General features: G+C 64.7%; 17 protein-coding genes. 11 read left to right on the top strand and 6 right to left on the bottom strand.

Features of this window, described 5'->3' with window-relative positions:
- Positions 1 to 257 precede the first annotated feature (257 nt).
- Complete coding sequence (locus RFM68_RS11845; RefSeq protein ID WP_320233158.1) at positions 258 to 1,127, bottom strand: transglutaminase-like domain-containing protein; 870 nt, start codon at positions 1,125 to 1,127, stop codon at positions 258 to 260.
- Between the two features lie 210 nt (positions 1,128 to 1,337).
- Between RFM68_RS11845 and RFM68_RS11840 the strand changes: the two genes are divergently transcribed.
- A complete protein-coding gene (locus RFM68_RS11840; RefSeq protein ID WP_320233157.1) occupies positions 1,338 to 2,003 on the top strand; it encodes an HAD family hydrolase in 666 nt (221 codons plus the stop codon).
- Positions 2,004 to 2,114: 111 nt separating this feature from the next.
- Here the strand turns inward: RFM68_RS11840 and RFM68_RS11835 are convergent, their stop codons facing one another.
- Positions 2,115 to 2,336 carry a DUF1674 domain-containing protein gene (locus RFM68_RS11835; RefSeq protein ID WP_320233156.1) on the bottom strand — a complete coding sequence of 74 codons (222 nt, stop codon included), beginning with the start codon at positions 2,334 to 2,336 and terminating at the stop codon, positions 2,115 to 2,117.
- Between the two features lie 95 nt (positions 2,337 to 2,431).
- Here RFM68_RS11835 and htpX point away from each other — a divergent pair, with 95 nt between their 5' ends.
- From htpX to purH, 4 genes are all read left to right on the top strand, one after another.
- Entirely contained in the window at positions 2,432 to 3,469 is a 1,038-nt protein-coding gene (gene htpX / locus RFM68_RS11830; RefSeq protein ID WP_320233155.1) for a zinc metalloprotease HtpX, read from the top strand.
- A complete protein-coding gene (locus RFM68_RS11825) occupies positions 3,460 to 4,842 on the top strand; it encodes an RsmB/NOP family class I SAM-dependent RNA methyltransferase (protein WP_430694847.1) in 1,383 nt (460 codons plus the stop codon). Before htpX ends, RFM68_RS11825 begins: the two co-directional genes overlap by 10 nt.
- Positions 4,843 to 5,090: 248 nt before the next feature.
- Positions 5,091 to 6,815, top strand: a complete 1,725-nt coding sequence (locus RFM68_RS11820) for a heparinase II/III family protein (RefSeq protein WP_320233153.1) — start codon at positions 5,091 to 5,093, stop codon at positions 6,813 to 6,815.
- A 106-nt stretch (positions 6,816 to 6,921) separates the two neighbouring features.
- Entirely contained in the window at positions 6,922 to 8,538 is a 1,617-nt protein-coding gene (gene purH / locus RFM68_RS11815) for a bifunctional phosphoribosylaminoimidazolecarboxamide formyltransferase/IMP cyclohydrolase (RefSeq protein WP_320233152.1), read from the top strand.
- Between the two features lie 171 nt (positions 8,539 to 8,709).
- Here purH and RFM68_RS11810 read toward each other — a convergent pair whose 3' ends face one another.
- Both RFM68_RS11810 and RFM68_RS11805 read right to left on the bottom strand, forming a co-directional pair.
- Positions 8,710 to 10,089, bottom strand: coding sequence for an MFS transporter (locus RFM68_RS11810; protein ID WP_320233151.1), 1,380 nt, complete (start codon positions 10,087 to 10,089; stop codon positions 8,710 to 8,712).
- 248 nt (positions 10,090 to 10,337) lie between these two features.
- Complete coding sequence (locus RFM68_RS11805; RefSeq protein ID WP_320233150.1) at positions 10,338 to 15,113, bottom strand: NAD-glutamate dehydrogenase; 4,776 nt, start codon at positions 15,111 to 15,113, stop codon at positions 10,338 to 10,340.
- A 128-nt stretch (positions 15,114 to 15,241) separates the two neighbouring features.
- Between RFM68_RS11805 and RFM68_RS11800 the strand changes: the two genes are divergently transcribed.
- The 4 genes from RFM68_RS11800 to RFM68_RS11785 all read left to right on the top strand — a co-directional run bounded on the left by RFM68_RS11800 (position 15,242) and on the right by RFM68_RS11785 (position 18,548).
- Positions 15,242 to 15,805 carry a peroxidase-related enzyme gene (locus RFM68_RS11800; protein ID WP_320233149.1) on the top strand — a complete coding sequence of 188 codons (564 nt, stop codon included), beginning with the start codon at positions 15,242 to 15,244 and terminating at the stop codon, positions 15,803 to 15,805.
- A gap of 214 nt (positions 15,806 to 16,019) precedes the next feature.
- Positions 16,020 to 16,343, top strand: a complete 324-nt coding sequence (locus RFM68_RS11795; RefSeq protein WP_320233148.1) for a YciI family protein — start codon at positions 16,020 to 16,022, stop codon at positions 16,341 to 16,343.
- An 86-nt stretch (positions 16,344 to 16,429) separates the two neighbouring features.
- Positions 16,430 to 16,639, top strand: a complete 210-nt coding sequence (locus RFM68_RS11790; RefSeq protein ID WP_320233147.1) for a hypothetical protein — start codon at positions 16,430 to 16,432, stop codon at positions 16,637 to 16,639.
- Positions 16,640 to 16,727: 88 nt separating this feature from the next.
- Entirely contained in the window at positions 16,728 to 18,548 is a 1,821-nt protein-coding gene (locus RFM68_RS11785; RefSeq protein WP_320233145.1) for an aromatic amino acid ammonia-lyase, read from the top strand.
- Between the two features lie 204 nt (positions 18,549 to 18,752).
- Here RFM68_RS11785 and RFM68_RS11780 read toward each other — a convergent pair whose 3' ends face one another.
- A complete protein-coding gene (locus RFM68_RS11780) occupies positions 18,753 to 19,364 on the bottom strand; it encodes a LysE family translocator (protein WP_320233143.1) in 612 nt (203 codons plus the stop codon).
- A gap of 581 nt (positions 19,365 to 19,945) precedes the next feature.
- Here RFM68_RS11780 and RFM68_RS11775 point away from each other — a divergent pair.
- Positions 19,946 to 20,572, top strand: coding sequence for a DUF1062 domain-containing protein (locus RFM68_RS11775; protein WP_320233141.1), 627 nt, complete (start codon positions 19,946 to 19,948; stop codon positions 20,570 to 20,572).
- 50 nt (positions 20,573 to 20,622) lie between these two features.
- Here the strand turns inward: RFM68_RS11775 and typA are convergent, their stop codons facing one another.
- Positions 20,623 to 22,452, bottom strand: a complete 1,830-nt coding sequence (gene typA, locus RFM68_RS11770; protein WP_320233139.1) for a translational GTPase TypA — start codon at positions 22,450 to 22,452, stop codon at positions 20,623 to 20,625.
- Positions 22,453 to 22,663: 211 nt separating this feature from the next.
- Here typA and RFM68_RS11765 point away from each other — a divergent pair, with 211 nt between their 5' ends.
- Positions 22,664 to 22,930, top strand: coding sequence for a hypothetical protein (locus tag RFM68_RS11765; RefSeq protein ID WP_320233137.1), 267 nt, complete (start codon positions 22,664 to 22,666; stop codon positions 22,928 to 22,930).
- Positions 22,931 to 22,943 lie beyond the last annotated feature (13 nt).

Here is a 22,943-nt window from a genome sequence, read left to right as displayed (position 1 = left end):
GGCAAAGGCATTGCAGGATTTCGGCCAGACGCCGCCGGCAACCGCGGAAAGACGCTTAACAGACGGTTAATTCATTGTTTTTGCTAGGTTTTGGCAAATCCGAGGGTGAACGGGAAGTAAACAAGAACGCGTCGGCAAGGCGACCTTCATGAAGTGCTTACGATGATCTTCACGGCTGTCGCGCCCGTTCCCTCTTCGGCACAATCCGGCTGTGCCGAAGAGGGTCAGCGGCTGTCATGAGCCGTGATGAAACAGGCCTACGCCAGCATCTGCGCGCTGGCCGTCCGGTTGACGCCGTGGTGCGGAGGATTGAAGCGGTTGTCTTCCTGCTCGTAGGTCCACACCTTGAACAGGGTGAGCCGATGCGGACCGAAACTGTGCAGCAGCGGCACGTCGGTGGCGTCGCGGCCGCGTGCGATGACGACCCGGCCGATGCGTGGCTGGTTGTGGCGCGGATCGAACGTGTACCACTTGCCGTCGAGGAAAACCTCCATCCAGGCGGAGAAGTCCATCGGCGCCGGATCGACCGGAACGCCGATATCGCCGAGATAGCCGTTCACGTAGCGCGCCGGAATGTTCATGCATCGGCAAAGCGTGATCGCCAGATGCGCGAAATCGCGGCAGACGCCGACCCGCTCTTCATGCGCCTGGGCGGCCGTGCGGGTGGCGCGCGCATAGCCGTAGCCGAAGGAAAGCCGGCTGTTGACGTAGCCGACGATCGCCTGGACGCGCGCCCAGCCGGGCGGCAGCTGGCCGAAAAGCCGCCAGGCGATGTCGCTGAGGTGATCGGTCTCGCAGTAGCGGCTGCCGAGCAGATGGACCAGCACATCGTCGGGCAGTTCCGGGACCGGCGTTTCCCGCGCCAGCGCATTGACCGCATCGGTCTTGCCGCTGTCCTCGATTGCCGCGTCGTAGAGGATGCGGAAGCTTCCGGCGGGCGCTGTGAACCGGCGGCAGATATTGCCGTGGCGGTCGCGATAGGTTCGGGTCGGCACCGAAGGCGAGGTCAGAACCCGCGTCTGCCGCTTGATGTCGGCATGACGATCGGGATGGATGTCGAGAAGCGAGACAATCGGCGTCGCCGCCGCGCATTCGATGGCGATTTCATAGCCGAGCCGGATCAGCATCGCATTTCCCCCCTTCGAGATTTTGGCCCTCTTGGTGATTTTGGCCCCTGGCGATTTTGGAAAGACTGCCTGTTCAACGCCGCGAACCGGAGCTTGTTCCCGCGCCGAGTCGAAATGGCGGGCATCTCGCCTTCTCAGGCGGTGCCGGGCGGTCTAAACTGGGATTTGCGTTTCGCCCCTCGCCGAAAAAACGATTCTCCAGGATATCCGATGTTTGCAGGCTCAAAGTTCGCCGCCTTCCTGTTCGACATGGACGGCACGGTGCTCAACTCGATCGCCGCGGCGGAGCGGGTGTGGACAAAGTGGGCGGAGCTTCACGGCATCGATGTGGCGAGCTTCCTGCCGACGATCCATGGCAAGCGCGCGATCGAGACGATCGCCGGATTGATGCTTCCTGGCGTCGACGTGGTTGCGGAGGCGGACTTGCTGCTCAAGGCCGAAGCCAACGATCTCGAAGGCATCGTCCCGATCCCCGGCGCCGTCGCGTTCCTGAAATCGCTGCCGCCGGAGCGCTGGGCCATCGTCACCTCGGCGCCGCGCGAACTGGCTCTGCTGCGCATCAAGGCGGCCGGCATCCCGGTTCCCGCCATGATGGTGACGGCGGAAGATGTGACCCGTGGCAAGCCGGCGCCGGACTGCTTCCTTTTGGCGGCAAAGCGTCTCGGCGTCGAGGCGCGCGACTGCCTCGTCTTCGAGGATGCGCCGGCGGGCATCGCGGCGGGCGAGGCTTCCGGCGCCTCGGTGATGGTGATCAGCGCCACGCATGTCCATCCGCTGCAGACGCCGCACGACAGCATTGCCAGCTACGACGCGCTCGGCATCGCTGTCGACGACAATGGCTTGATTAGCCTGGAACCACAGCGCGACGCGGCTTAGGGGCGCTTTAAAGCGCGTCGCGATGAAACGGATTCAGACGACGCGCTTTAAGTCTTTGTTTTGATGCATGTCGTTATCCCAAAACCGCTGCGCACTTTTGGGCGACATGCATTAGAAGTCGCTGGTGAGGCCTTTGACCTCCCAGTCGCCATAGCGCCCAGGCTCCTTGCCGCCGCGACCGCCGATCTCCTTCGGCAGTTGCGCTTCCGCCGCTCGGTAGTTCTGGCGCCGAGCTTCGGCTTCGGCCAACGCCCGCTGCGCCGCTGGCGTCAGCGTCTTTTGCGGCTCGTCGGTCGCTGCAACCGGGGTGGTTTTGCCTGGCTCTTCGGTCATGTGATACTCCCGCCGATTGAAACGGAGACCGGCGTCTCCCATCATATAGCGATGATGCCGGAAGGATCGACCCCTATCGTCAGACGGATGAAACGATGAATACGCTTCGCACCGCCATGCTTCTTGCCGCGATGACGGCGCTGTTCATGGGCGTCGGCTTCCTGATCGGCGGCACGGGCGGCATGATGATCGCGCTTTTGATCGCCGCCGGCACCAACCTGTTCAGCTATTGGAACGCCGACAAGATGGTGCTGTCGATGAACCGCGCCGTCGAGGTCGACGAGAAGAACGCGCCGGAATATCACGCCATCGTCCAGGCGCTGGCCAAGCAGGCCGGCCTGCCGATGCCGAAGACTTATCTGATCGACAACCCGCAGCCCAACGCCTTCGCCACCGGCCGCAACCCCGAAAACGCCGCCGTGGCGGCGTCCACGGGCCTGCTTGAGCGGCTCGCCCATGAAGAGGTCGCGGCGGTGATGGCGCATGAGCTTGCCCATGTACAGCATCGCGACACGCTGACCATGACGATCGTGGCGACGCTCGCCGGCGCCATCTCGATGCTCGGCAATTTCGCTTTCTTCTTCGGCGGCAACCGCGACAACAACAACCCGTTCGGCTTTGTCGGCGTGCTGGTCGCCATGCTGGTGGCGCCCTTCGCCGCGATGATCGTGCAGATGGCGGTAAGCCGCACCCGCGAATACGAGGCCGACCGGCGCGGCGCCGAAATCTGCGGCAATCCGCTGTGGCTGGCCTCGGCGCTCGACAAGATCGCGCGCGGGGCAGAACGCATCCCCAACCCGGATGCCGAACGCAACCCGGCGATGGCGCATCTCTTCATCATCAATCCGCTCTCCGGCGAGCGCATGGACAGTCTGTTCTCGACCCATCCCAGCACCGACAACCGCATCGCGGCGCTGCAGGAGATGGCGCGCGAGATGCCGAGTGCCCCGCAAGCCGCCCGGCGCCAGGCTTCGCCTCCATCCATCCAGCCCGAGGAGCCGCCTCCGGCCGGTCCATGGGGCAAGCCGGCGGAGCCCACGCCGCCGGCTGAGCCAGCACAGCCGAAAGCCAATCCCTGGGGCCGTAACCCAACCGGACCGCGCAATGTCGGGTCGAAGGGTCCCTGGTCGTGACGCCGCCGAGGCGCGGACATTCAGGCAGTCCGCAACACGATGCCGGTGACGAGAGCGTCGCCGGCCTTGCCGCGCGCAAGGCCGCCGCGCGCCTGCTCGCCGCCGTCATCGATGCCCGCACACCGCAGGATGGCTTGACCGACAACGAGCACGGCCATCCGCAATACAAGGCGCTGGACGGCCGCGACCGCGCGCTGGTGCGCGCCATCCTGGCTACCGCACTGCGCCACCGCATGACCATCGCCGGGCTGCTGGCGAGGCGGCTGGAAAAGCCGCTGCCGCCCAATGCCACCGCGCTTTCGCATATCCTGCATGTCGCCGCCGCGCAGATCCTGTTCCTCGATGTTCCCGACAGCGCCGCCGTCGATCTTGCCGTCACGCAGGCCAAGTCCGATCCGCGCACCACGCGCTTTTCCGGCCTCGTCAACGGCGTGCTGCGTTCGCTTGCGCGCGCCAAGCAGGCCGAACTTGCCCCGGCGCTTGCCGCCACCAGCGAGGCGCCGCAATGGTTCTCCGAGCGCCTGATCGCCGCCTACGGACCCGATAAGGCGCGCGCAATCCTTGCCGCCCATCGCCACGAGGCGCCGGTCGACTTCACCGTCAAGTCCGATCCCGCGCTCTGGGCCGAGCGCCTAGGCGGCATCGTGCTGCCGACCGGCACGGTTCGTGTCGAAAAACTCTCCGCCAACGTTGTCGACCTGCCCGGCTTCGCCGACGGCGCCTGGTGGGTGCAGGATGCGGCGGCTAGCCTGCCCGCGCGCCTGTTCGGCGAGATCGAGGGCCAGCGCGTCGCCGATCTCTGCGCCGCGCCCGGCGGCAAGACGGCGCAGTTGATCCTGGCCGGCGCCGAGGTCACCGCCGTCGACACCTCGAAGAACCGGTTGGCGCGGCTGTCGCAGAATCTCGACCGCCTCGGTTTGACAGCCGATCTCGTCCAGACCGACCTCATGGATTACCGGCAGGCGCAATTGTTCGACGCCGTGTTGCTCGATGCGCCCTGCTCCTCGACCGGCACGGTGCGCCGCCATCCCGACGTGCCGTGGTGCAAGAGCATGGCCGACGTCGAAAAGCTCGCCGACCTCCAGCGCCGGCTGCTTGCCCATGCCGTCGGTCTCGTCAGGCCTGGCGGCCGCATCGTCTTTTCCAACTGCTCGCTCGATCCGATCGAGGGCGAGGATCTCTATCGCGATTTCCTCGCCGGGAATCCCGGCGTAGCCGCCGATCCGATCCAGCCTGGTGAATTTGCCGGCGTCGACCCATTCCTGACGCCGCAAGGTATTTTGCGCACCACGCCGGCCGATCTGGTACTGGAATCGCCCGGGATTTCGGGCCTAGACGGCTTCTTCGCCGCCCGGATGAGAAGGGTTGGCTAAGCAATTCCAGGAAAACTGCATAGCGGTTTTCCGTCCGGAATTGCGCAAGGAAAAACAATCCGGGCGGTTCGGCGATTCTGCCCAACGCCGAACCGCTCGGATGCGTTATTTCATAAAACTTGCTGACTTTTTTAGGGACGGCACGGCCAAACCGGCGTGAAGCGCTTCACTTCGGCGAAATCCGCCTTCGCATAAGTTCTTGAATCGCATAAGCTTGTGCTTGGGTTATGGGGAAATCAGGAGGGCTATTGGCACTTGTTGCCGGCAGCACGACGCGTCTTTGGGCGCTTGTCGCGAGGGAGTTCTGGCGCAAGACGCGCCGGCGCTTGCGCGCCGGTCCGCTCTATCGCTGGCGCTATTCCGGCCGCACGCCCGAACGCGTCCTGATCGCGCCGCCGGATTTGCGGCTCGCCGATCCGCAGATCGCGCTGGAGATCTATTACGGCCGCTATCCGCTGTCCGGCCATCTGGTCGAGACCGGCGGCAGGTCGCCCTTCCAGCTCGACGTGCCCAATCGCGGCTGGCAGAAATCGCTGCACGGCTTCCGCTGGCTGCGCCATATGCGCGCCACCGGCACCGAGCTCGCCGCCGCCAATGCGAGAGCCCTGGTGACCGACTGGATCGCCATGCACGGCAACCAGATCTCCGGCATCGCCTGGGAGCCGGGAACGACGGCCAAGCGGGTGATCGCCTGGCTGCAGCATTCCTCGGTGGTGCTGCAAGGCGCCGAATTCCCCTTCTATCGCGCCTTCCTCAAATCGCTTGCCGTGCAGATCCGCTACCTGCGCTCGATGGCGCGCGAGATGCCGGATGGCGAGGGCAGGCTGCGCGCCCGCATCGCGCTCGCCTTCGCCGCGCTATCCTTGCCGGCGCCGGCCTCGGCGCTGCGCGCCGCGACGCGCAATCTGGCCGAAGAGCTAGAGCATCAGATCCTGCCCGACGGCGGCCACATCTCGCGCAAACCGATGGCGGTGCTGGAGCTGCTGGCCGACCTTCTGCCGCTGCGCCAGACCTATGCCAATCAGGCCGAGGCGCCGCCGCCGGCCTTGATCGGCGCCATCGACCGCATGTTGCCGGCGCTGCGCTTCTTCCGCCATCAGGACGGCAGCCTTGCCCGCTTCAACGGCATGGGCGCCACCATCCATGACCGCATCGCCACCATCATGCGCCATGACGACACCGCCGGCGCGCCGCTGCTGCACGCGCCGCATTCCGGCTATGAGCGCCTGACGATGGGCGGCGTGACGGTGATCGCAGACACCGGCCTGCCGCCGCCGGTCGACGTCTCCAACGCCGCGCATGCCGGCTGCCTTGCCTTCGAGCTCTCCTCCGGGCGCCAGCACTTCATCGTCAATGCCGGCATCGACACTTACGGCGCCCCGGAATTCCGGCCGCTGGCGCGCGCCACCGCCGCGCATTCGACGGCAACGGTCAACGACACCTCGTCGGCGCGCTTCAGCCACTCGCTGCGCGTCAGCGACCTCTTGGGATCGCCGCTGATCGGCGGCCCGCAGCACGTGCCCTGCAAGCGCCTCGACCAGAAGGGCGTGCATGGCTTCGTCGCCCGCCATGACGGCTACGCCGCCCAATTCGGCTTCCTGCATGAGCGCGAGCTGAAACTGACCACAAACGGCAACGTGCTTGCCGGCCGCGACCGTTTCCTGCGCCCGGGCAATGCTGCGATCCGCAACAATGGTCGCGACTTCGTCACGGTGCGCTTCCACGTCCACCCCGACATCGGCCTGCTTCAAGACGACCACGACCGCCTGACGCTGGCGGCCGCGCAAGGCGACACCTGGGTTTTCACCTGCGCCGAGGTGGTGCCGGAGGTCGAGGAATCGATCTATTTCGCCGGACTGAGCGGCCCGCGCCGCAGCAGGCAGATCGTGCTCGCCTTCAAGGCCTCGGAAATTGCCGAGGTCCACTGGCAGCTGACCCGCACCAATATCGCCGGTTATCCCGAAAACAACTGAGTTCCGGACAAATCCGGCTGTGAGCTTGATTTCCGAGACTCACTTGATTTCCGAGACTCATATGCTAGGGCCGGCCAACGCCCCAACAGCCGTGAAAGGCCTCCGCATGGCCGTGCCCACAAAAAACATTCCGGCGCCCGATCTCGTTCCGGTGCGCCGCGCGCTGCTTTCCGTCTTCGACAAGACCGGGCTGATCGATCTCGCCAAGGCGCTCGCCGCGGCCGGTGTCGAGTTGATCTCGACCGGCGGCACGGCAAAGGCCATCGCCGAGGCCGGCCTGGCGGTGCGCGACGTCTCCGAACTCACCGGCTTTCCCGAGATCATGGATGGCCGGGTGAAGACCTTGCATCCGTCGGTGCATGGCGCGCTGCTCGGCATCCGCGACGACGCCGAGCATGCCAAGGCCATGCGCGACCATCGCATCGAGCCGATCGACCTGGTCGTGTCCAATCTCTATCCGTTCGAGGAGGTCCGCTGTTCCGGGGCAGGCTATGCCTCGATCGTCGAGAACATCGATATCGGCGGGCCGGCGATGATCCGCGCCTCGGCCAAGAACCATTCTTACGTCGCCATCGTCACCGATCCGGCCGACTATGCGTCCGTCGTCAACGCGCTGGAGATGAATCTCGGCTCGCTGTCGCTGGATTTCCGCAAGAAGCTGGCGGCCAAGGCCTTCGCGCGCACCGCCACCTATGACGCGGCGATTTCCGGCTGGTTCGCCGAGGCGCTCGAGATCGAGCATCCGACCTGGCGCGCTTTCGGGGGCCGTCTCGACCAGGTGATGCGCTACGGCGAGAACCCGCACCAGGGCGCCGGCTTCTACCTGTCGGGCGACAGGCGGCCGGGCGTCGCAACCGCCAGGCAACTGCAGGGCAAGCAGCTGTCCTATAACAACATCAACGACACCGACGCCGCCTTCGAGCTGGTCGGCGAGTTCGATCCTGCCCGTTCGGCGGCGGTCGCCATCATCAAGCACGCCAACCCTTGCGGCGTTGCCGAAGGCGCAACGCTGAAGGCAGCCTATGCCAAGGCGCTGGCCTGCGATCCGGTCTCGGCCTTCGGCGGCATCGTCGCCATGAACCGCATCCTCGACGCCGAGGCGGCGGAAGAAATCGTCAAGACCTTCACCGAGGTGATCATCGCGCCCGACGCCTCTGACGAGGCAGCCGCGATCGTCGCAGCCAGGAAGAACCTGCGCCTGCTGGTCACCGGCGGCCTGCCGGACCCGCGCGCCGCCGGCACGATGGTCAAATCCGTCGCCGGCGGGCTGCTTGTGCAAAGCCGCGACAACGCCGTGGTCGACGACCTGGAGCTGAAGGTGGTGACCAAGCGCGCGCCGACGCCGGCGGAGATGGCCGACCTCAAATTCGCCTTCCGCATCACCAAGCACGTCAAGTCGAACGCCATCGTCTACGCCAAGGACGGCGCCACTGTCGGCATCGGCGCCGGCCAGATGAGCCGCGTCGATTCCTCGCGCATCGCCGCCCGCAAGGCGCTTGACGCGGCCGAGGCGGCTGGCCTCGCCGAACCGCTGACCAAGGGCTCCGTTGTCGCCTCGGATGCTTTCTTCCCCTTCGCCGACGGCCTGCTGTCGGCGATCGAAGCCGGCGCCACGGCCGTCATACAGCCCGGCGGCTCAATGCGCGACGACGACGTGATCGCCGCCGCCGACAAGCACGGCATCGCCATGGTGTTCAGCGGGGTAAGGCATTTCAGGCATTGAGCACCCTTTCCTTCTCCCCTTGTGGGAGGCGACGGAAGGGGTGCTCCAGAAAATGAGACGTTGGCGATTTGCGGCTTTAGGCGAGCGCATTCGCCAAGCTGGAACACCCCTCATCCGTCTCGGCGCTGCGCGCCGATCCACCTTCTCCCACAAGGGGAGAAGGCAAGAACGCTATCCCCTTGGCTTGTCCGCCGGATAGGGCGTCCCCACCAGGATCGCCATGCCGAGCGCCAGGAACAGGATGATCGCCGCCATGCCGAGCCTGGGCGAGCCGCTGATGGTGGTGATGCTTGCCACCATGAACGGCGCCAGGAAGCTCGTCGCCCGCCCGGCCAGCGCGTAGATGCCGAAATAGCGGCCGGATTCCGCGGCCGTCACGCTGCGCGCCATGTAGGAGCGCGACGAGGCTTGCACCGGGCCGAAAGCCAGCCCGATAAGCAAGCCGTACAGAATGTAGGCCTTCTCGGCCGCGGTGCCGAACAGGCCGCCTGAATCCGCGGTCGAAAGCGGGATCAGGCCGAGCAGTGTGAAGCCCGGTCCGGTCGAGATGACGCCGATCGTGGCAATGGACAACAGGACCAGCGCAATCATCACCACGTGCTTCGAGCCCAGCGCCGTGTCGAGCCGCGCCGCGATCCAGCAGCCGAAGATGGCTACGATGTTGAGGATGATGCCGAACAGGCCGATCTCGGTGATCGACCAGTGGAACATGCCGGCCGCGAACGTGCCGCCGAGCGCCAGCAGCGCGTTGACGCCGTCCTGATAGATCATGCGGGCCAGAAGGAAGCGCAGGATGCCGCTGCGCTGGCGCACTTCGGCGAGCGTCGACTTCAGTTCCGACAGGCCCTCGCGCACCGCCGGGCCGATCGGGATTCCCTTGCTGGCGTCGGGCGTGAAGAAGAACATCGGCAGGATGAACAGGAAATACCAGCCGGCCGACATCGGCCCGGTGAAGCGCGCGTCCTCGCCAAGCTTCGGATCGAGGCCGAACAGCGGGTCGAGGCCGATGAGCGTCTTGCCGGTCTCCAGATTGCCGGCCAGGAACAGGACGACGAAGATCAGCGCGATCATGCCGCCGAGATAGCCAAGCCCCCAGGCCATGTTGGAGATCCTGCCGATTTCGGCCTTCGGCACCAGCCGCGGCATCATGGAATCGTTGAACACGGTGGAGAATTCGGCCGCCACCGAAGCCAGCGAGAACAAAAGGACGACCAGGAAGAGGTTCGAGCCCGGCGCTCCGAACCACAAAAGCGTAAGGCTTGTGATCTTGATCGTGGCGAAGAAAGCGATCCATGGCTTGCGCGGCCCGGTCTGGTCGGCGATCGAGCCGAGCACCGGCGAGAGCACCGCGATGACAAGGCCCGCGGCGGCGATGCCGTAACCCCAGGCGGCCTGTCCGGCGGTCGGATCGCTCGCCATGCGCGAGACGAAATAGGGCCCGAAGATGAAGGTTGTGACGACGGTGAAGAAAGGTTGCGCCGCCCAGTCGAAGAACATCCAGCCCCAGATGCCGCGCCCCGATGCCCGCTGCACTGTCTCTATCGCCACCATGCTGAACTCCCCTGGCACCCGCTCCGCCCGTGTCGGGCGCCATGTCTGCATGTTTTCAGACAGCGATGCAAATGAACAAGCGCCGCCGGCCATTGGTGCTCGTCTTGATTTTTCTGTCGGTGGAAGAAGAGCACCAACCCCAACCTCCCCCTTGTGGGGAGGTCGGACCGCAGGTCCGGGTGGGGGTCGGCGCCGCACCTCCGCCCCGCTGCTTCGCAGCGACCTTGCCCACAATGAGGTGGGTAAGCTCACATCCCCGTCAGATCGCTCATCAGGCCGGACGCCACCGAAAGTCGCGACACGGTGATGTCGCCGCCCTCGGTCAGCGCCTGGAGACGCTCGCGGATGCGCGCGACGCGTTCGCCGCCGGCCTCCAGCCACGCCGTCACCGGATCCGCAGCCGTGCCGTGGGCGGTCAGCGCGGCCACCGCGATGCCGCGCCTTGCCATGCCGATCGTGTCCGTCGCGCGCGACAGCGCCAGCTGGTCGTAATAGTCCGGCGGCATGATCGAGCGCGCGGCTTCCTCGACGCGCGGAATGCGGAAGGCATCGCTGACGGCGAAGAACGCCTTGGCCGCCGCAACGATGTCGGCACTGGCCGTGCGCGCGGTGAGCGCGATATCGGGGATGAGCTCGGCCATCTCGGTCAAAGCGAGCTTCTCGGCGAGCTTTTCCGGCGCTCCGCCCTTGAACAGGCCATGGCGGCGCTCCTCGATGCGCTCGCGCGAGAAGGCTGGCAGCAGCGAGACAAGCTTCGGCTCCAGCATCTTGCGGGCTTCCAGCAATTCTCCGATGCGCTGGCCGAGTGGCGCCGAGCCCGCTTCGTTCTTCAGATACCAGCCGCTGGTCACGAAGATAAGCCGGCTAACCGACTGGTAGAGATCGAGCTGGATCTGGCCGTCGATCTGGTTGTCGAGCGCGTCGATCTCCTTGTAGAGCGCGGGCAGCGCAAAGCCGTCGCGGACCATGGCGAAGGTGCGCATGACATCGGCAGCGGTGCGGCCGGTGGATTCCAGCAGGCGATTGACGAAAGATGGACCGCCGCGATTGACGAGATCGTTGACAAGCACGCGCGTGATGATCTCGCGCCGCAGCCTGTGGTCGCGGATTTCGCCGGCGAATTTCTTGCCCATGCGTTCCGGGAAATAGCCCATCAAATCGCGGTCGAAATGTTGATCGTCCGGCACGTCGCTGGCGACGATGTCGGAGAACAGCACGATCTTGGCGTAGGCGAGCAGCACGCCGAGCTCGGCCCTGGTCAGCGGCTCACCGCGTGCCTCGCGCTCGGCAAGGGCCGCCGGCGAAGGCAGTGTCTCGACCGCGCGGTCGAGCAGGCCGCGCGCTTCCAGTGCCGTTATGAAGCGGGCCTGATGCGCGATATCGGCCAGCCCGCGCTTGCGCGCCAGGGAAAGCGCCAACGTCTGCTGATAGTTGTTGGCGAGCACCAGCGCGCCCACCTCGTCGGTCATTTCGGCGAGCAGCTTGTTGCGCGCCGGTCTCGCCAGCGAACCCTTGCGCATCGCCGACGCCAGCGCGATCTTGATGTTGACCTCGACGTCGGAGCAGTTGACGCCGCCCGAATTGTCGATGGCGTCGGAATTGCAGCGGCCGCCATTCATGCCGAACTCGATGCGCGCCCGCTGCGTGACGCCGAGATTGGCGCCCTCGCCGATCACCTTGGCGCGCACGTCGAGCGCGGTGACGCGGACGGCGTCGTTGGCGCGGTCGCCGACATCGGCGTTGCTTTCGCCGGAAGCCCGCACATAGGTGCCGATGCCGCCGAACCAGAGCAGATCGACCGGCGCCTTGAGGATGGCGTTCATGATCTCGACCGGCGTCGCCGTGGTTTTGGACAAGCCGATCGCGGCCGCCGCCGCCTGCGGCAGCGTGATCGATTTCTGGTTGCGCGAGACGATGACGCCGCCTTCCGACAGCTTGGACTTGTCGTAGTCCTGCCACGACGAGCGCGGCAGCGCGAACATGCGCACCCGCTCGGCCATCGAGGCCGCCATGTCCGGATCGGGATCGATGAAGATGTCGCGATGATCGAAGGCGGCGATCAGCCTGGTCTGCGGCGACAACAGCATGCCGTTGCCGAACACGTCGCCCGACATGTCGCCGACGCCGACGACGGTGAAGGGCGAAGTCTGGATGTCGCGGTTGATCTCGCGGAAATGCCGCTTGACCGCTTCCCAGGCGCCCTTGGCGGTGATGCCCATCTTCTTGTGGTCGTAGCCGGCCGAGCCGCCGCTGGCGAAGGCGTCGTCCAGCCAGAAATTGTGCTTCTCGGAAATGGCGTTGGCGGTGTCGGAGAAGGTCGCCGTGCCTTTGTCGGCGGCGACGACGAAATACGGGTCGTCCTGGTCGCGCCGCACCACGCCGGCCGGCGGGATGACGCCGTCGACGCCGATATTGTCGGTGATCGACAAAAGGCTGGAGACGAAGTTCTTGTAGGCCGAAGTCCCGGCTTCGAAGATGGCGTCGCGCCCGGCGCTCATCGGCAGCTTCTTCGGATAGAAGCCGCCCTTGGCGCCGACCGGCACGATCACCGCGTTCTTGACCTGCTGCGCCTTCACCAGCCCCAGCACCTCGATGCGGTAATCCTGGGCGCGATCCGACCAGCGCAGGCCGCCGCGCGCCACCGGGCCGAAGCGCAGATGCACGCCCTCGACCTCGGAGCCGTAGACGAAGATCTCGCGCCATGGTCGCGGCGCCGGCAGGCCTTCGACCGCCTGCGAGTCGAGCTTGATCGCCAGCGACTGTCCCTTCGCTTTCGTATCGGCTACGAAATGATTGGTGCGCAGCGAGGCTTCGATGAGGTTGAGATAGCGCCGGATGATGGTGTCGTCATCGATGTTGGGCACCTCCTCCAGCGCATCCTTGATCTTGGCTTTGAGGTGCTTGGCCGCGACCACGCCGTCGCTTTCCGCCGCCGGTCCGAGGCGGGCGACGAACAGCGCATGCAGGCCGCGCGCGATCTCAGGATAGCGGTTGAGCGCCGCGGCGATGAAATCCTGGCTCTGCGGAATGCCGGCCTGCTGCAGGTAGCGGCCATAGGCGCGCAGGATGGTGATCTCGCCTGACCACAGGCCGGCGGTCTGCGCCAGGCCGTTATAGCCGTCATTGTCGACATCGCCGCGCCAGACCGACAGGAAGGCGTCTTCGAACAGCGCGCCGCCGTCGGCAAGGTCGATCGGCGTGCCGTAGCTGTTCTCCAGCTCCATGTCGTGAATGAACACCGTGCCGGCAGGGTCGTCGCCAACCTCGAAGGTGCGCTCGCTGATGACGCGGAAACCGATGTTCTCCAGCACCGGCACGCGCCGCGACAGCGCCACCGGGCTGCCATGGTGGTAGATCTTCAGCGCCGCCTGCTCCGGCTTCTGGTCGGCATGGTGGTAATAGTCGATGGCGATCGGATTTTCGGCGCTGATTTTGGCGATGCGCCCGGCATCGGCAAGGGCCACGGCAGCCGAGAAGGAGTCGCGGTAGCTTTCGGGGAACCGTGCCGCGATTGCCTTCAGCGCCGGATCGCTGCCGGCCGCTTCCGCGGCTTCGGAGAGCGCGTCCTCCCAGGTTCGCACGATGTCGCGGATCGCCGCTTCGATCGTCGCCTGCTCGACCTTCGGCGTCTTGCCGCCGGAACGGCCGATGATGAAATGCACGCGCGCCAGCCCGCCTTCCGGGAAGGCCGGATAATAGGCCGACAGCCGGCCTTCGAACGCGGTCTTGAGATAGGTGCCGATCTTCTCGCGCACGACGCTGTCATAGCGGTCACGCGGCACGAAGACGATGATCGAGACGAAGCGGTCGAACTGATCGACGCGCACCAGCGCCCTGATCCGCGGCCGCTCGATCAGGCCAAGAATGGCGTTGGCATGCTTGCGCAGGATGGGAATGGGAACCTGGAACAGCTCATCGCGCGGATAGCTCTCCACCACATTGATCAGCGCCTTGCCGGAATGGTCCTGCGGATTGAAGCCGGACTTGGCGATGATGGTTTCGGCCTTCGAGCGCAGATAGGGGATTTTCATCACCGAACGTGTGTAGGCGGTCGAGGTGAACAGGCCCACAATGCGCAGCTCGCCGGCCAGCGCACCCTTCGACGTGTAGGTCTTGATGCCGATGTAATCGAGATAGATGCGGCGATGCACCAGTGATTTGGCGTTGGCCTTGGTGACGATCAATGGTTCCGGCCCGTGCAGGAAGGCGCGGATTTCGGGCGTCGTCGTCACCGCCTCCGTGCCGCGCCGCAACACCAGAACATCCGGGTCGGACAGGATGCCGAGGCCGGGCTTCTCGGCGCGCTCCAGCGAGCCGCTTTCCTCGCCGCCGACATATTTGAATTCGCGCATGCCGAGGAAGGTGAAATTGTCGTCGCGCAGCCATTCGAGGAAGGCGATCGCCTCGGCGACGCTCTTCTTGTCGAGCGGCACCGCCGAATAGCGGAATTCGGAAATCGCCTGATCGAGGCGGGCGAGCATCCGCTTCCAGTCGACGACGGCTGCGCGGACCTGGGAAAGCATCTTGCCCAGCCGCTCGGTAAGGCTCTTCGCCTGCTCGGCATTCAGCCTTGGAATGTGGACATGGACGACGCTCAGCCGATCGTGGTCGTCATCCTCCTTGCCGCCATCGCTGAGAACCTCGGCGACGCCGGTCTTGCCGTGGCGCACGGTGACGATCGGATGGGTGACCAGTGTCGGCTCGCCACTGGTCTCGGTGATTTCGCCGAGGATGGAATCGAACAGGAACGGCATGTTGTCATTGACGACGGTGATGACCGTGACCGGCCTGCCGCCGCAGGCAACGCCGGAATCGGCTTCGACGGCGACGACGCTTTCGCCCTTCCTATGGGCGGCAACCGCTTGGGCAGCGAGCTCGCCGGCGCGTTCGAGGTCGGCCGCGTCATAGGCCGCGACGTCCTCGGCAGGCGCCCGGGCCAGCAGATAGTCGGCAAGCCTTGAGGGTCTTGGCTCCGGCTTTGCAGCCGCAGCTTTCTTCTTCGGCTTGGATTTCACGCTGGCCATGACGCTTATTCCCTCCCGTGGCATGCTTTTGTAGCTATGGTAGCCAGATGAGCGCTGTTTGGCGACAAAGGTTTGACGACGCTTTAAAAAATTCGAACTGACGCCATAGCCCTGTGAGGAGAACGCCCATGTCCGACAAGATTACCGCGCTTGACCTTGTCCAGGCGGAGCTCAGCGAGCCGACGAAGGCCTATTTCGCCAAGTGCCAGGAGAAGCTCGGCCTCGTGCCCAACGTGCTCCTCGCCTACGCCTTCGACGAGAAGAAGCTGCGCGCCTTCACCGACATGTACAACGATCTGATGTTGGGCGAGTCCGGCCTGTCGAAGCTGGAGCGCGAGATGATCGCCGTGGTCGTCTCCTCGATCAACCACTGCTTCTACTGCCTGACCGCGCATGGCGCGGCGGTGCGCCAACTGTCGGGCGAGCCGGCGCTTGGCGAGATGATGGTGATGAATTTTCGCGCCGCCGAGCTATCGGGCCGCCAGCGCGCGATGCTCGAATTCGCGGTCAAGTTGACGGAAGAGCCGGCCAAGATCGTAGAGGCCGACCGCGCCGCCTTGCGCCAGGCCGGTTTCTCCGACCGCGATATCTGGGACATCGCTTCGACCGCCGCCTTCTTCAACATGTCGAACCGGGTGGCTGCCGCGGTCGACATGCGGCCGAACCCCGAATACCACGCCATGGCAAGGTAGCGATCGCATTATATTAGTGACTTCGAATTTTTCGTTGCCCGCCCCGCCTTTTCGTCCGATGATCAACGATTGTGGCAAAGCCACATATCCACGATTGCGGCTAGACCGCATATCCACGATTGCGGCACCGCTGCATATCGGATTGCGGCGAAGCCGCATATCGCAGGCGGCGTAGCCGCATCCCGGTTCGACGCCGCCGACAAGGGAGGAGAACATGGCGAAATTTCTCTACGTCTATCATGGCTCCGGCAAGATGCCGACCGAGGAGGCCGAACGCAAAGCGGCGACGGATGCCTGGACCGGCTGGTATGGCAAGCTCGGCAAGGCTGTCGTCGATGGCGGCAATCCTGTCGGCATGTCGAGGACGGTTTTGCCCGGTGGCAAGGTCGAGAACAATGGCGGCAGCAATCCGACCGCCGGCTACACGATCGTCGAAGCCAAGAACATCGACGATGCTGTCGCCAAAGCCAAGGACTGTCCGATCCTGATGGACCCGGCTTTCACCGTCGAGATCGCGCCGATCATCGAAATGATGTAGCGCTCAGAGCAATTCCAGGAAAAGCGCGTAGCGGTTTTCCGTCCGGAATTGCGCAAAACAAAAACTTGGAGCGGTTCGGCGATTCTGTGAAAACGCTGAACCGCCCAGAGCCAGGCAGCATTGAACGAGGCCGGATTTCCGGCCGCGACATCCGGGATATCGTCTTCGCGTCCGCCTTCTTCGACATGTCGAACCGGGTGGCCGCCGCGGTCGACATGTGCCAAACCTCGAATACCGGCCATGGCCCGAAAGGCCACGCCGGCTCCACCATCGGTCCTGCAACCGCAAGTCGTTGACAGGTCGACGCTTACGGCTAGTCTTTCAGGAAACAAAATTTCCAATGGGTGAACCCGTTCCTGAACCCTGGCTCGAATGGGAACCGTCATGCTGGACAGAATTGCCAAGCCCAAGCTTTTCCTCTGCACTCTCGCCGTCATAGCCGGCCTCGCTGCCCAACCGGCTCATGCCTTCGAAGCGGCGACCACCTACCAACCCATTTTCGAGGCGGCCGCCGATAAGACGATCACGCTGACCGGTCATGACCTGACCGTCGATCAGGTCATCGCCATTGCGCGCAACGGCGCCAAGGTCGAGCTCAGCCCCGAGGCGCAGCGGCGTTCGGCGGATGCTTACGGCCTGCTGCTCGAGGGTGCTGCCGAAGGCGTCACGATTTACTGGTTCAACCGCGGCGCCGGTGACCAGCGTGAAACCGTGATCTTTTCAGGCGATCCGACGTCGCCTGAAAACACGAAACTTCTCAAGGACCAGCAGCTCGCCCGCTTCAAGGGCGGCGTCAACCGTGGCTATGGGCCGGAACTGCAGGAGGAGGCGCTGGTGCGCGCCATCATGGCGATCCGCGCCAACACCATGTCCTACGAAGCGGCCAGCCCGCAGCTGACGCATATGCTTGTCGACATGCTGAACAAACGCGTCACGCCAGTCGTGCAATCGCGCGGCACGCTCGGTGAAGGCGATCTGGCGACGCTCGGCAATATCGGCGCGGCCATGGTCGGCGAAGGCGATGCCTATCTCAAAGGCGTCCGCATGCCGGCCGCGCAGGCGCTCGAGCAGGCCGGCCTGAAGCCGCTCGAACCCTTCGCCGCCGACCAGGCGGCGCTGATCAGCACCAACGCCTATGCGCAGGCGCAGGCGGTGCTCTTGCTGGAGGATGCGCGAAAACTGCTGGAATGGACCGACCTCAGCTATGCGATGGGGCTGAACGGCATGAATTCCAGCGTGACGCCTATCTCCGCGCCGGTGCAGTCGATGCGGCCCTATCCTTGGCTGACCTGGGACGCCGCCCGCGTCATGGACATGATCAAGGGCAGCTATCTCTTCGACGACGATCCGGCCCGCATCATCCAGGACCCGGAAAGCATGCGTGCCTCGAGCCAGCGCCAGGGTTCGGCCTGGCAGGCCTGGGCGGACCTGCGCCAATCCGTGCTGCTTTCCATCAATTCCTCGGATCACAATCCGGCGATCCTGCCCGGCCTGACGCCGCAGAGCTCGCCGGAACTGAGCACGCCGCAATTCATGAAATATTACGTCAAGGGCGGGCCGTTGAGTAACGGCAAGTCGGGCTATATCTTCTCCAACGCCAATTGGGACCCCTACCCGATGGCCAACCAGGTGGAGGCGCTCACCAACGCCTTGACCAATCTGGGTGTCGCGGTGGCGCAGCGCATCGAGCGCTTCCGCAACCCCTTCTTCACCGTGGTCAAGCCGGCCGACGTGCTGAAGCCCGAAGAGCGCAAGGACATCCCGAGCTTCGACGGTTACCTGCCGACCGATCTGTGGCAGGAACTTGCCGAGCTAGGCTCGCCGGTGACGCCGAACGGCCAGGCCATCGTCGCCACCGTCGAGGATCTGGAAGCGCAGACCCGCATCAAGACGCAGCGCGCCCGTGAAGCGGTCGACGTGTCGTTCCACCTCGTGGCGCAGGACCTGCTGACGGCAAGCTACTGGATGGAGATCCGCAAGGCGCAGAACCCGCAACGGAAGTTCGGCGAAGCGCCGACCGCGGCTCTCGCGGCGCTGCGCCAGGCAATCCCATGGCATCAGGCGGCGTCGGAACGGCAAAAGCGGCCGCTCGGCATGGTCGCCTACGACTTCATGCAGGAGAACCCGGCCTCGAAATTCTATTCCGGCGGACCGCAACCGCCGGCGGAGGCGCCACTGCCTTCGGCTGGCGTGCTGCCCAAATAGCCTAATGCATGTCGCCCAAAGGTGCGCAGCGGTTTTGGGATAACGACATGCATCAAAACAAAGACTTTAAAGCGCGTCGCCTGAATTTCATCGCGACGCGCTTTTAGAGCAATCCAGGAAAAGTGTGACGCGGTTTTCCGTCCGGAATTGCTCCAACACGAAGAGATAGAGTTGGTCGTCGTTTCCAAGAAACGATGAACAGCTCTACCGCGCGGCGATTGCGGCGGCCGCGCCCGCCATCGTCGTGGCGCTGACGCGGTTGGCGATCTTCTTGGCGCGCTTGCTCTTCAGGAGCCGGCGCGCCTGCGAGGCGGCCAGCACCCAGGCGAGGTAGATGACGACCAGCACCAGGGCCATGGTCAGCGTCAGCTCGACCCAGCCGACCACGCTGACGGAAGCAAGATCGATGATGGTCGGCAGCAGCGCCAGATAGAACATCATGATCTTCGGGTTGCCGAGCGTCACCGCCATGCCGGCAAGGAACAGTTTCAGGGGCGAATCCTCGCGCGGCATCTCGCCTTCCCTGGCTTCCACCGGCGCCGTCCACATCTTGAATGCCAGCCAGGCGAGATAGGCGACGCCCATCCATTTCACGATGACGAAGGCGTAGTGGAAGGTCTGCGCCACGACGGCAAGCCCGAACACCGCCAGCGACAGCCAGATGCCTTCGCCGATCCACATCGCCAGCAGGAACGGGAAGACGTCGCGGAACCCTTTCGAGATCACCCGCGCCACAAGTGCTGCGATCGACGGCCCGGGCGAACCGGCGGCGACGAACAGGGCGGCGGCGAAGATCAGCAGCGAGGCGAGATGCATAGCGAACCTCTTGGATTGGGATTGACTGCCATATTAACCAGCGGAAGCAACATTGGCAAAGATGGACAACCGCTGCCGCCGGCGCCGCCCCTCATCTGGCTGCCGCCATCTTCTCCCCGTAAACGGGGCGAAGGGCGATGTCGCCGCCGGTTTCGCCAATCGCCAACGTTGCTGGAAGAGCGCCAACGCCGCGACCAGGTCCTTTCTCCCCGTTCACGGGGAGAAATGCCCGGCAGGGCAATGAGGGGCAGCGCCGACCTCGGCTGCTAAACCCTTGCTCCTTCGTCACCCTGCAGCTAGAAGACCCGACCCTTCATCCATTTTCGAGCTTCACTTTGCCTCAGTAACCGCCGGTCTCGCCAACTCCGCTGAATGCACCGCAGGCGCAGCTTTAGCCGCCCCTGCATCTTATTCACGTTCTTCAGGCGGCGGTTCGAGACCGGTTTGGCATTGCTGAGCCGCCGCGCGTAGTCCGCGCCGACGCCTGAACTTCAAAACACGCAGTCTTCGCCACACCGTGCCCTTCGGGCATCTCGGACATCGCCCGGCTGATGGACTTCCGACGGGAAGGGCCTACCGGCATGTCTTCACCCTTGCGTACCCGCTGGACGATCGCGCCCACGACCGCGCCTCGGCCTCTCATCAACTGCAACCGCTGCGGCGGCTTCAAGCCTTATCGATGCGGCGGCAAATTCCGCGTCAACGCCAACGGCAAGCGCATCGACGTTTGGCTGATCTACCGCTGCATCGCCTGCGACAATTCCTGGAATTTCGCCATCCTGGAACGGCGGAACCGTCGCGACATCGAGCCGGCGCTGCTCACGGCGCTCGAAAGCAACGATCCGGCGCTGGTGCGGCGCCACGCCTTCGATAGCGCGGCACTCCGCGACCAAGCCGGCCGGATCGAGGAATTTGCCGATGTCACGGTCCGAAAGGAGCTTCTGGACGGTGAGGCGGAACGCGCCGCAGCGCTCCGGCTGGAACTTCGGCTCGAGGGCACGACGCCATTGCGGCTCGACCGGCTGCTTGCCGGCGAGCTCGGCTTTTCGCGATCAAGGCTTCAGGCCCTCGACGACCAGGGGCGGCTGACCATCGAACCGGATGGCGCCAGGGCCTTGCGCAAGCCCGTGCGCGATGGCTTGACGGTGCGCATCGATCTGGCCGGGGAGGCGGATTGCGGCGCCGTCCTGTCGGCCGCGCACCGGTGAAACGAAAAGAGGGAGCATCAGCTCCCTCTTTCGAACCTTCTCCGGAAAGCTTACGCTGCGCCGACCGCCTTGGCCGACTTCTCGAAACGCTTGCGCTCGTTCGGGTCGAGATAGAGCTTGCGCAGCCGGATCGTCTTCGGCGTCACCTCGACCAGCTCGTCGTCCTGGATCCAGGCCAGCGCGCGCTCCAGCGTCATGCGGATCGGCGGCGTCAGCTTGACCGCCTCATCCTTGCCGGCGGCGCGGATGTTGGTCAGCTTCTTGCCCTTGAGCACATTCACTTCGAGATCGTTGTCTCTGCTGTGGATGCCGATGATCATCCCCTGATAGACCTTGACGCCCGGATCGATGACCATCGGGCCGCGGTCTTCGAGGTTCCACATCGCATAGGCGACCGACTCGCCCTGTTCGTTGGAGATCAGCACGCCATTGGTGCGGCCGGGCAGCTCGCCCTTATAGGGCTCATAGGCGAAGAACAGACGGTTCATCACAGCGGTGCCGCGCGTATCGGTCAACAGTTCCGACTGGTAGCCGATCAGGCCGCGCGTCGGCGCGTGGAAGACGAGACGCTGGCGGTTGCCGCCGGAGGGACGCAGCTCGACCATCTCGGCCTTGCGCTCCGACATCTTCTGCACGACGACGCCGGCATGCTCCTCGTCGACGTCGATGACGACTTCCTCGACCGGCTCAAGCAACTGGCCGTCTTCGCCCTTCTGCATGACGACGCGCGGACGCGACACGGCAAGCTCGAAGCCTTCGCGGCGCATCGTCTCGATCAGCACCGCAAGCTGCAATTCGCCGCGGCCGGAGACGAAGAAGGAATCCTTGTCAGGCGATTCCTCGATCTTCAGCGCGACATTGCCTTCGGCCTCGCGCAGCAGCCGGTCGCGGATGACGCGGCTGGTCACCTTGTCGCCTTCGGTGCCGGCAAGCGGGCTGTCGTTGACGAGGAAGGACATGGTCACGGTCGGCGGGTCGATCGGCTGCGCGTGCAGCGGCTCGCTCACCGCCGGGTCGCAGAAAGTGTCGGCGACGGTGCCCTTCGACAGGCCGGCGATGGCGACGATGTCGCCTGCCTGCGCTTCCTCGATCGGTTGGCGCTCGAGGCCGCGGAAGGCGAGGATCTTGGAGATGCGGCCGGTTTCGATCTGGGTGCCGTCATTGTGCAGCACCTTGACCGCCTGGTTGGCCTTCAGCGTGCCGGATTCGATGCGGCCGGTGATGATGCGACCGAGGAACGGATTGGCTTCGAGGATGGTGCCGATCATGCGGAACGGACCGGGATGCACGGTCGGCGCCGGCACATGCTTGACCACGAGGTCGAACAGCGGCGCCAGCTGCTGGTCCTTCGGGCCTTCGGGATTTTCCGACACCCAGCCGTCGCGGCCGGAACCGTAGAGGATCGGGAAATCGAGCTGCTCGTCGGTGGCGTCGAGCGCGGCGAACAGGTCGAACACCTCGTTGACCACTTCGACATGGCGGGCGTCCGGGCGGTCGATCTTGTTGATGACGACGATTGGCCGCAGGCCCACTTTGAGCGCCTTGCCGACGACGAACTTGGTCTGCGGCATCGGGCCTTCGGCGGCGTCGACCAAGACAATCGCCGAATCCACCATCGACAGGATGCGCTCGACCTCACCGCCGAAATCGGCGTGTCCGGGCGTGTCGACGATGTTGATGCGGGTGCCATGCCAGTCGACCGAGGTCGCCTTGGCCAGGATGGTGATGCCGCGTTCCTTCTCCAGGTCGTTGGAGTCCATGGCGCGCTCGGCGACGCGCTGGTTGTCGCGGAATGATCCGGACTGTTTCAGGAGCTGGTCGACCAGAGTGGTCTTTCCATGGTCGACGTGCGCGATGATCGCGATATTACGGATGTTCATTGTCTGGTCTCGGGAACGTTGCAGGCAGCCGGCCCGAAGGCGCCGCCTTTTTCGGTTGCGCGGCTCATACAGGGTTTTTCGCAATTGCGAAAGGGGAGGCCCGGCCCCAAATGATGGTCACTGATTCTTAAACGTCTTGGTGTGAAATGATTCTGTTAACCAAGGCGGAACCTTTGAGGGGCCGGGCAGTTCGATGTTCATGACCGATCAGATGTCCAGATTGCGTCCGGTTTTTGCGTGGGCGGGACTTGGCGTTCTCGTCGCGGCAGGTGCCGCGCAGTCGGCGGCTGCGCTGAGGGAAGCTGGTCCGATCTCGCCGCCCGCCCAGACCGCGCAGCAGATGTTCGCCGACGCCCCTGACGGCGTCGATCCCGTCGTGACCGGCCCGGTCAGCGCCGCCTTCAAGCAGCGGCAGAAGGACGCCAACTGCGACAATGCGGTGTGGCCGAACATTCCGCGGGCCTGCTATCCGGATTGACGACCGCGCATCC

The organism is Mesorhizobium montanum, from assembly GCF_033977145.1.
GTDB lineage: Bacteria > Pseudomonadota > Alphaproteobacteria > Rhizobiales > Rhizobiaceae > Mesorhizobium > Mesorhizobium montanum.
Note: the sequence above shows the minus strand (reverse complement) of the source record. Positions and strands in the feature narration are given on the sequence as shown.

Excerpts from the sequence above, each read along its gene's own strand:
- RFM68_RS11845 (WP_320233158.1), bottom strand. The coding sequence starts at position 1,127 with ATGCTGATCCGGCTCGGCTATGAAATCGCCATCGAATGCGCGGCGGCG.
- RFM68_RS11840 (WP_320233157.1), top strand. The coding sequence starts at position 1,338 with ATGTTTGCAGGCTCAAAGTTCGCCGCCTTCCTGTTCGACATGGACGGC.
- RFM68_RS11835 (WP_320233156.1), bottom strand. The coding sequence starts at position 2,336 with ATGACCGAAGAGCCAGGCAAAACCACCCCGGTTGCAGCGACCGACGAG.
- htpX (WP_320233155.1), top strand. The coding sequence starts at position 2,432 with ATGAATACGCTTCGCACCGCCATGCTTCTTGCCGCGATGACGGCGCTG.
- purH (WP_320233152.1), top strand. The coding sequence starts at position 6,922 with ATGGCCGTGCCCACAAAAAACATTCCGGCGCCCGATCTCGTTCCGGTG.
- RFM68_RS11810 (WP_320233151.1), bottom strand. The coding sequence starts at position 10,089 with ATGGTGGCGATAGAGACAGTGCAGCGGGCATCGGGGCGCGGCATCTGG.
- RFM68_RS11805 (WP_320233150.1), bottom strand. The coding sequence starts at position 15,113 with ATGGCCAGCGTGAAATCCAAGCCGAAGAAGAAAGCTGCGGCTGCAAAG.
- RFM68_RS11800 (WP_320233149.1), top strand. The coding sequence starts at position 15,242 with ATGTCCGACAAGATTACCGCGCTTGACCTTGTCCAGGCGGAGCTCAGC.
- RFM68_RS11795 (WP_320233148.1), top strand. The coding sequence starts at position 16,020 with ATGGCGAAATTTCTCTACGTCTATCATGGCTCCGGCAAGATGCCGACC.
- RFM68_RS11785 (WP_320233145.1), top strand. The coding sequence starts at position 16,728 with ATGCTGGACAGAATTGCCAAGCCCAAGCTTTTCCTCTGCACTCTCGCC.
- RFM68_RS11780 (WP_320233143.1), bottom strand. The coding sequence starts at position 19,364 with ATGCATCTCGCCTCGCTGCTGATCTTCGCCGCCGCCCTGTTCGTCGCC.
- RFM68_RS11775 (WP_320233141.1), top strand. The coding sequence starts at position 19,946 with ATGTCTTCACCCTTGCGTACCCGCTGGACGATCGCGCCCACGACCGCG.
- typA (WP_320233139.1), bottom strand. The coding sequence starts at position 22,452 with ATGAACATCCGTAATATCGCGATCATCGCGCACGTCGACCATGGAAAG.
- RFM68_RS11765 (WP_320233137.1), top strand. The coding sequence starts at position 22,664 with ATGTCCAGATTGCGTCCGGTTTTTGCGTGGGCGGGACTTGGCGTTCTC.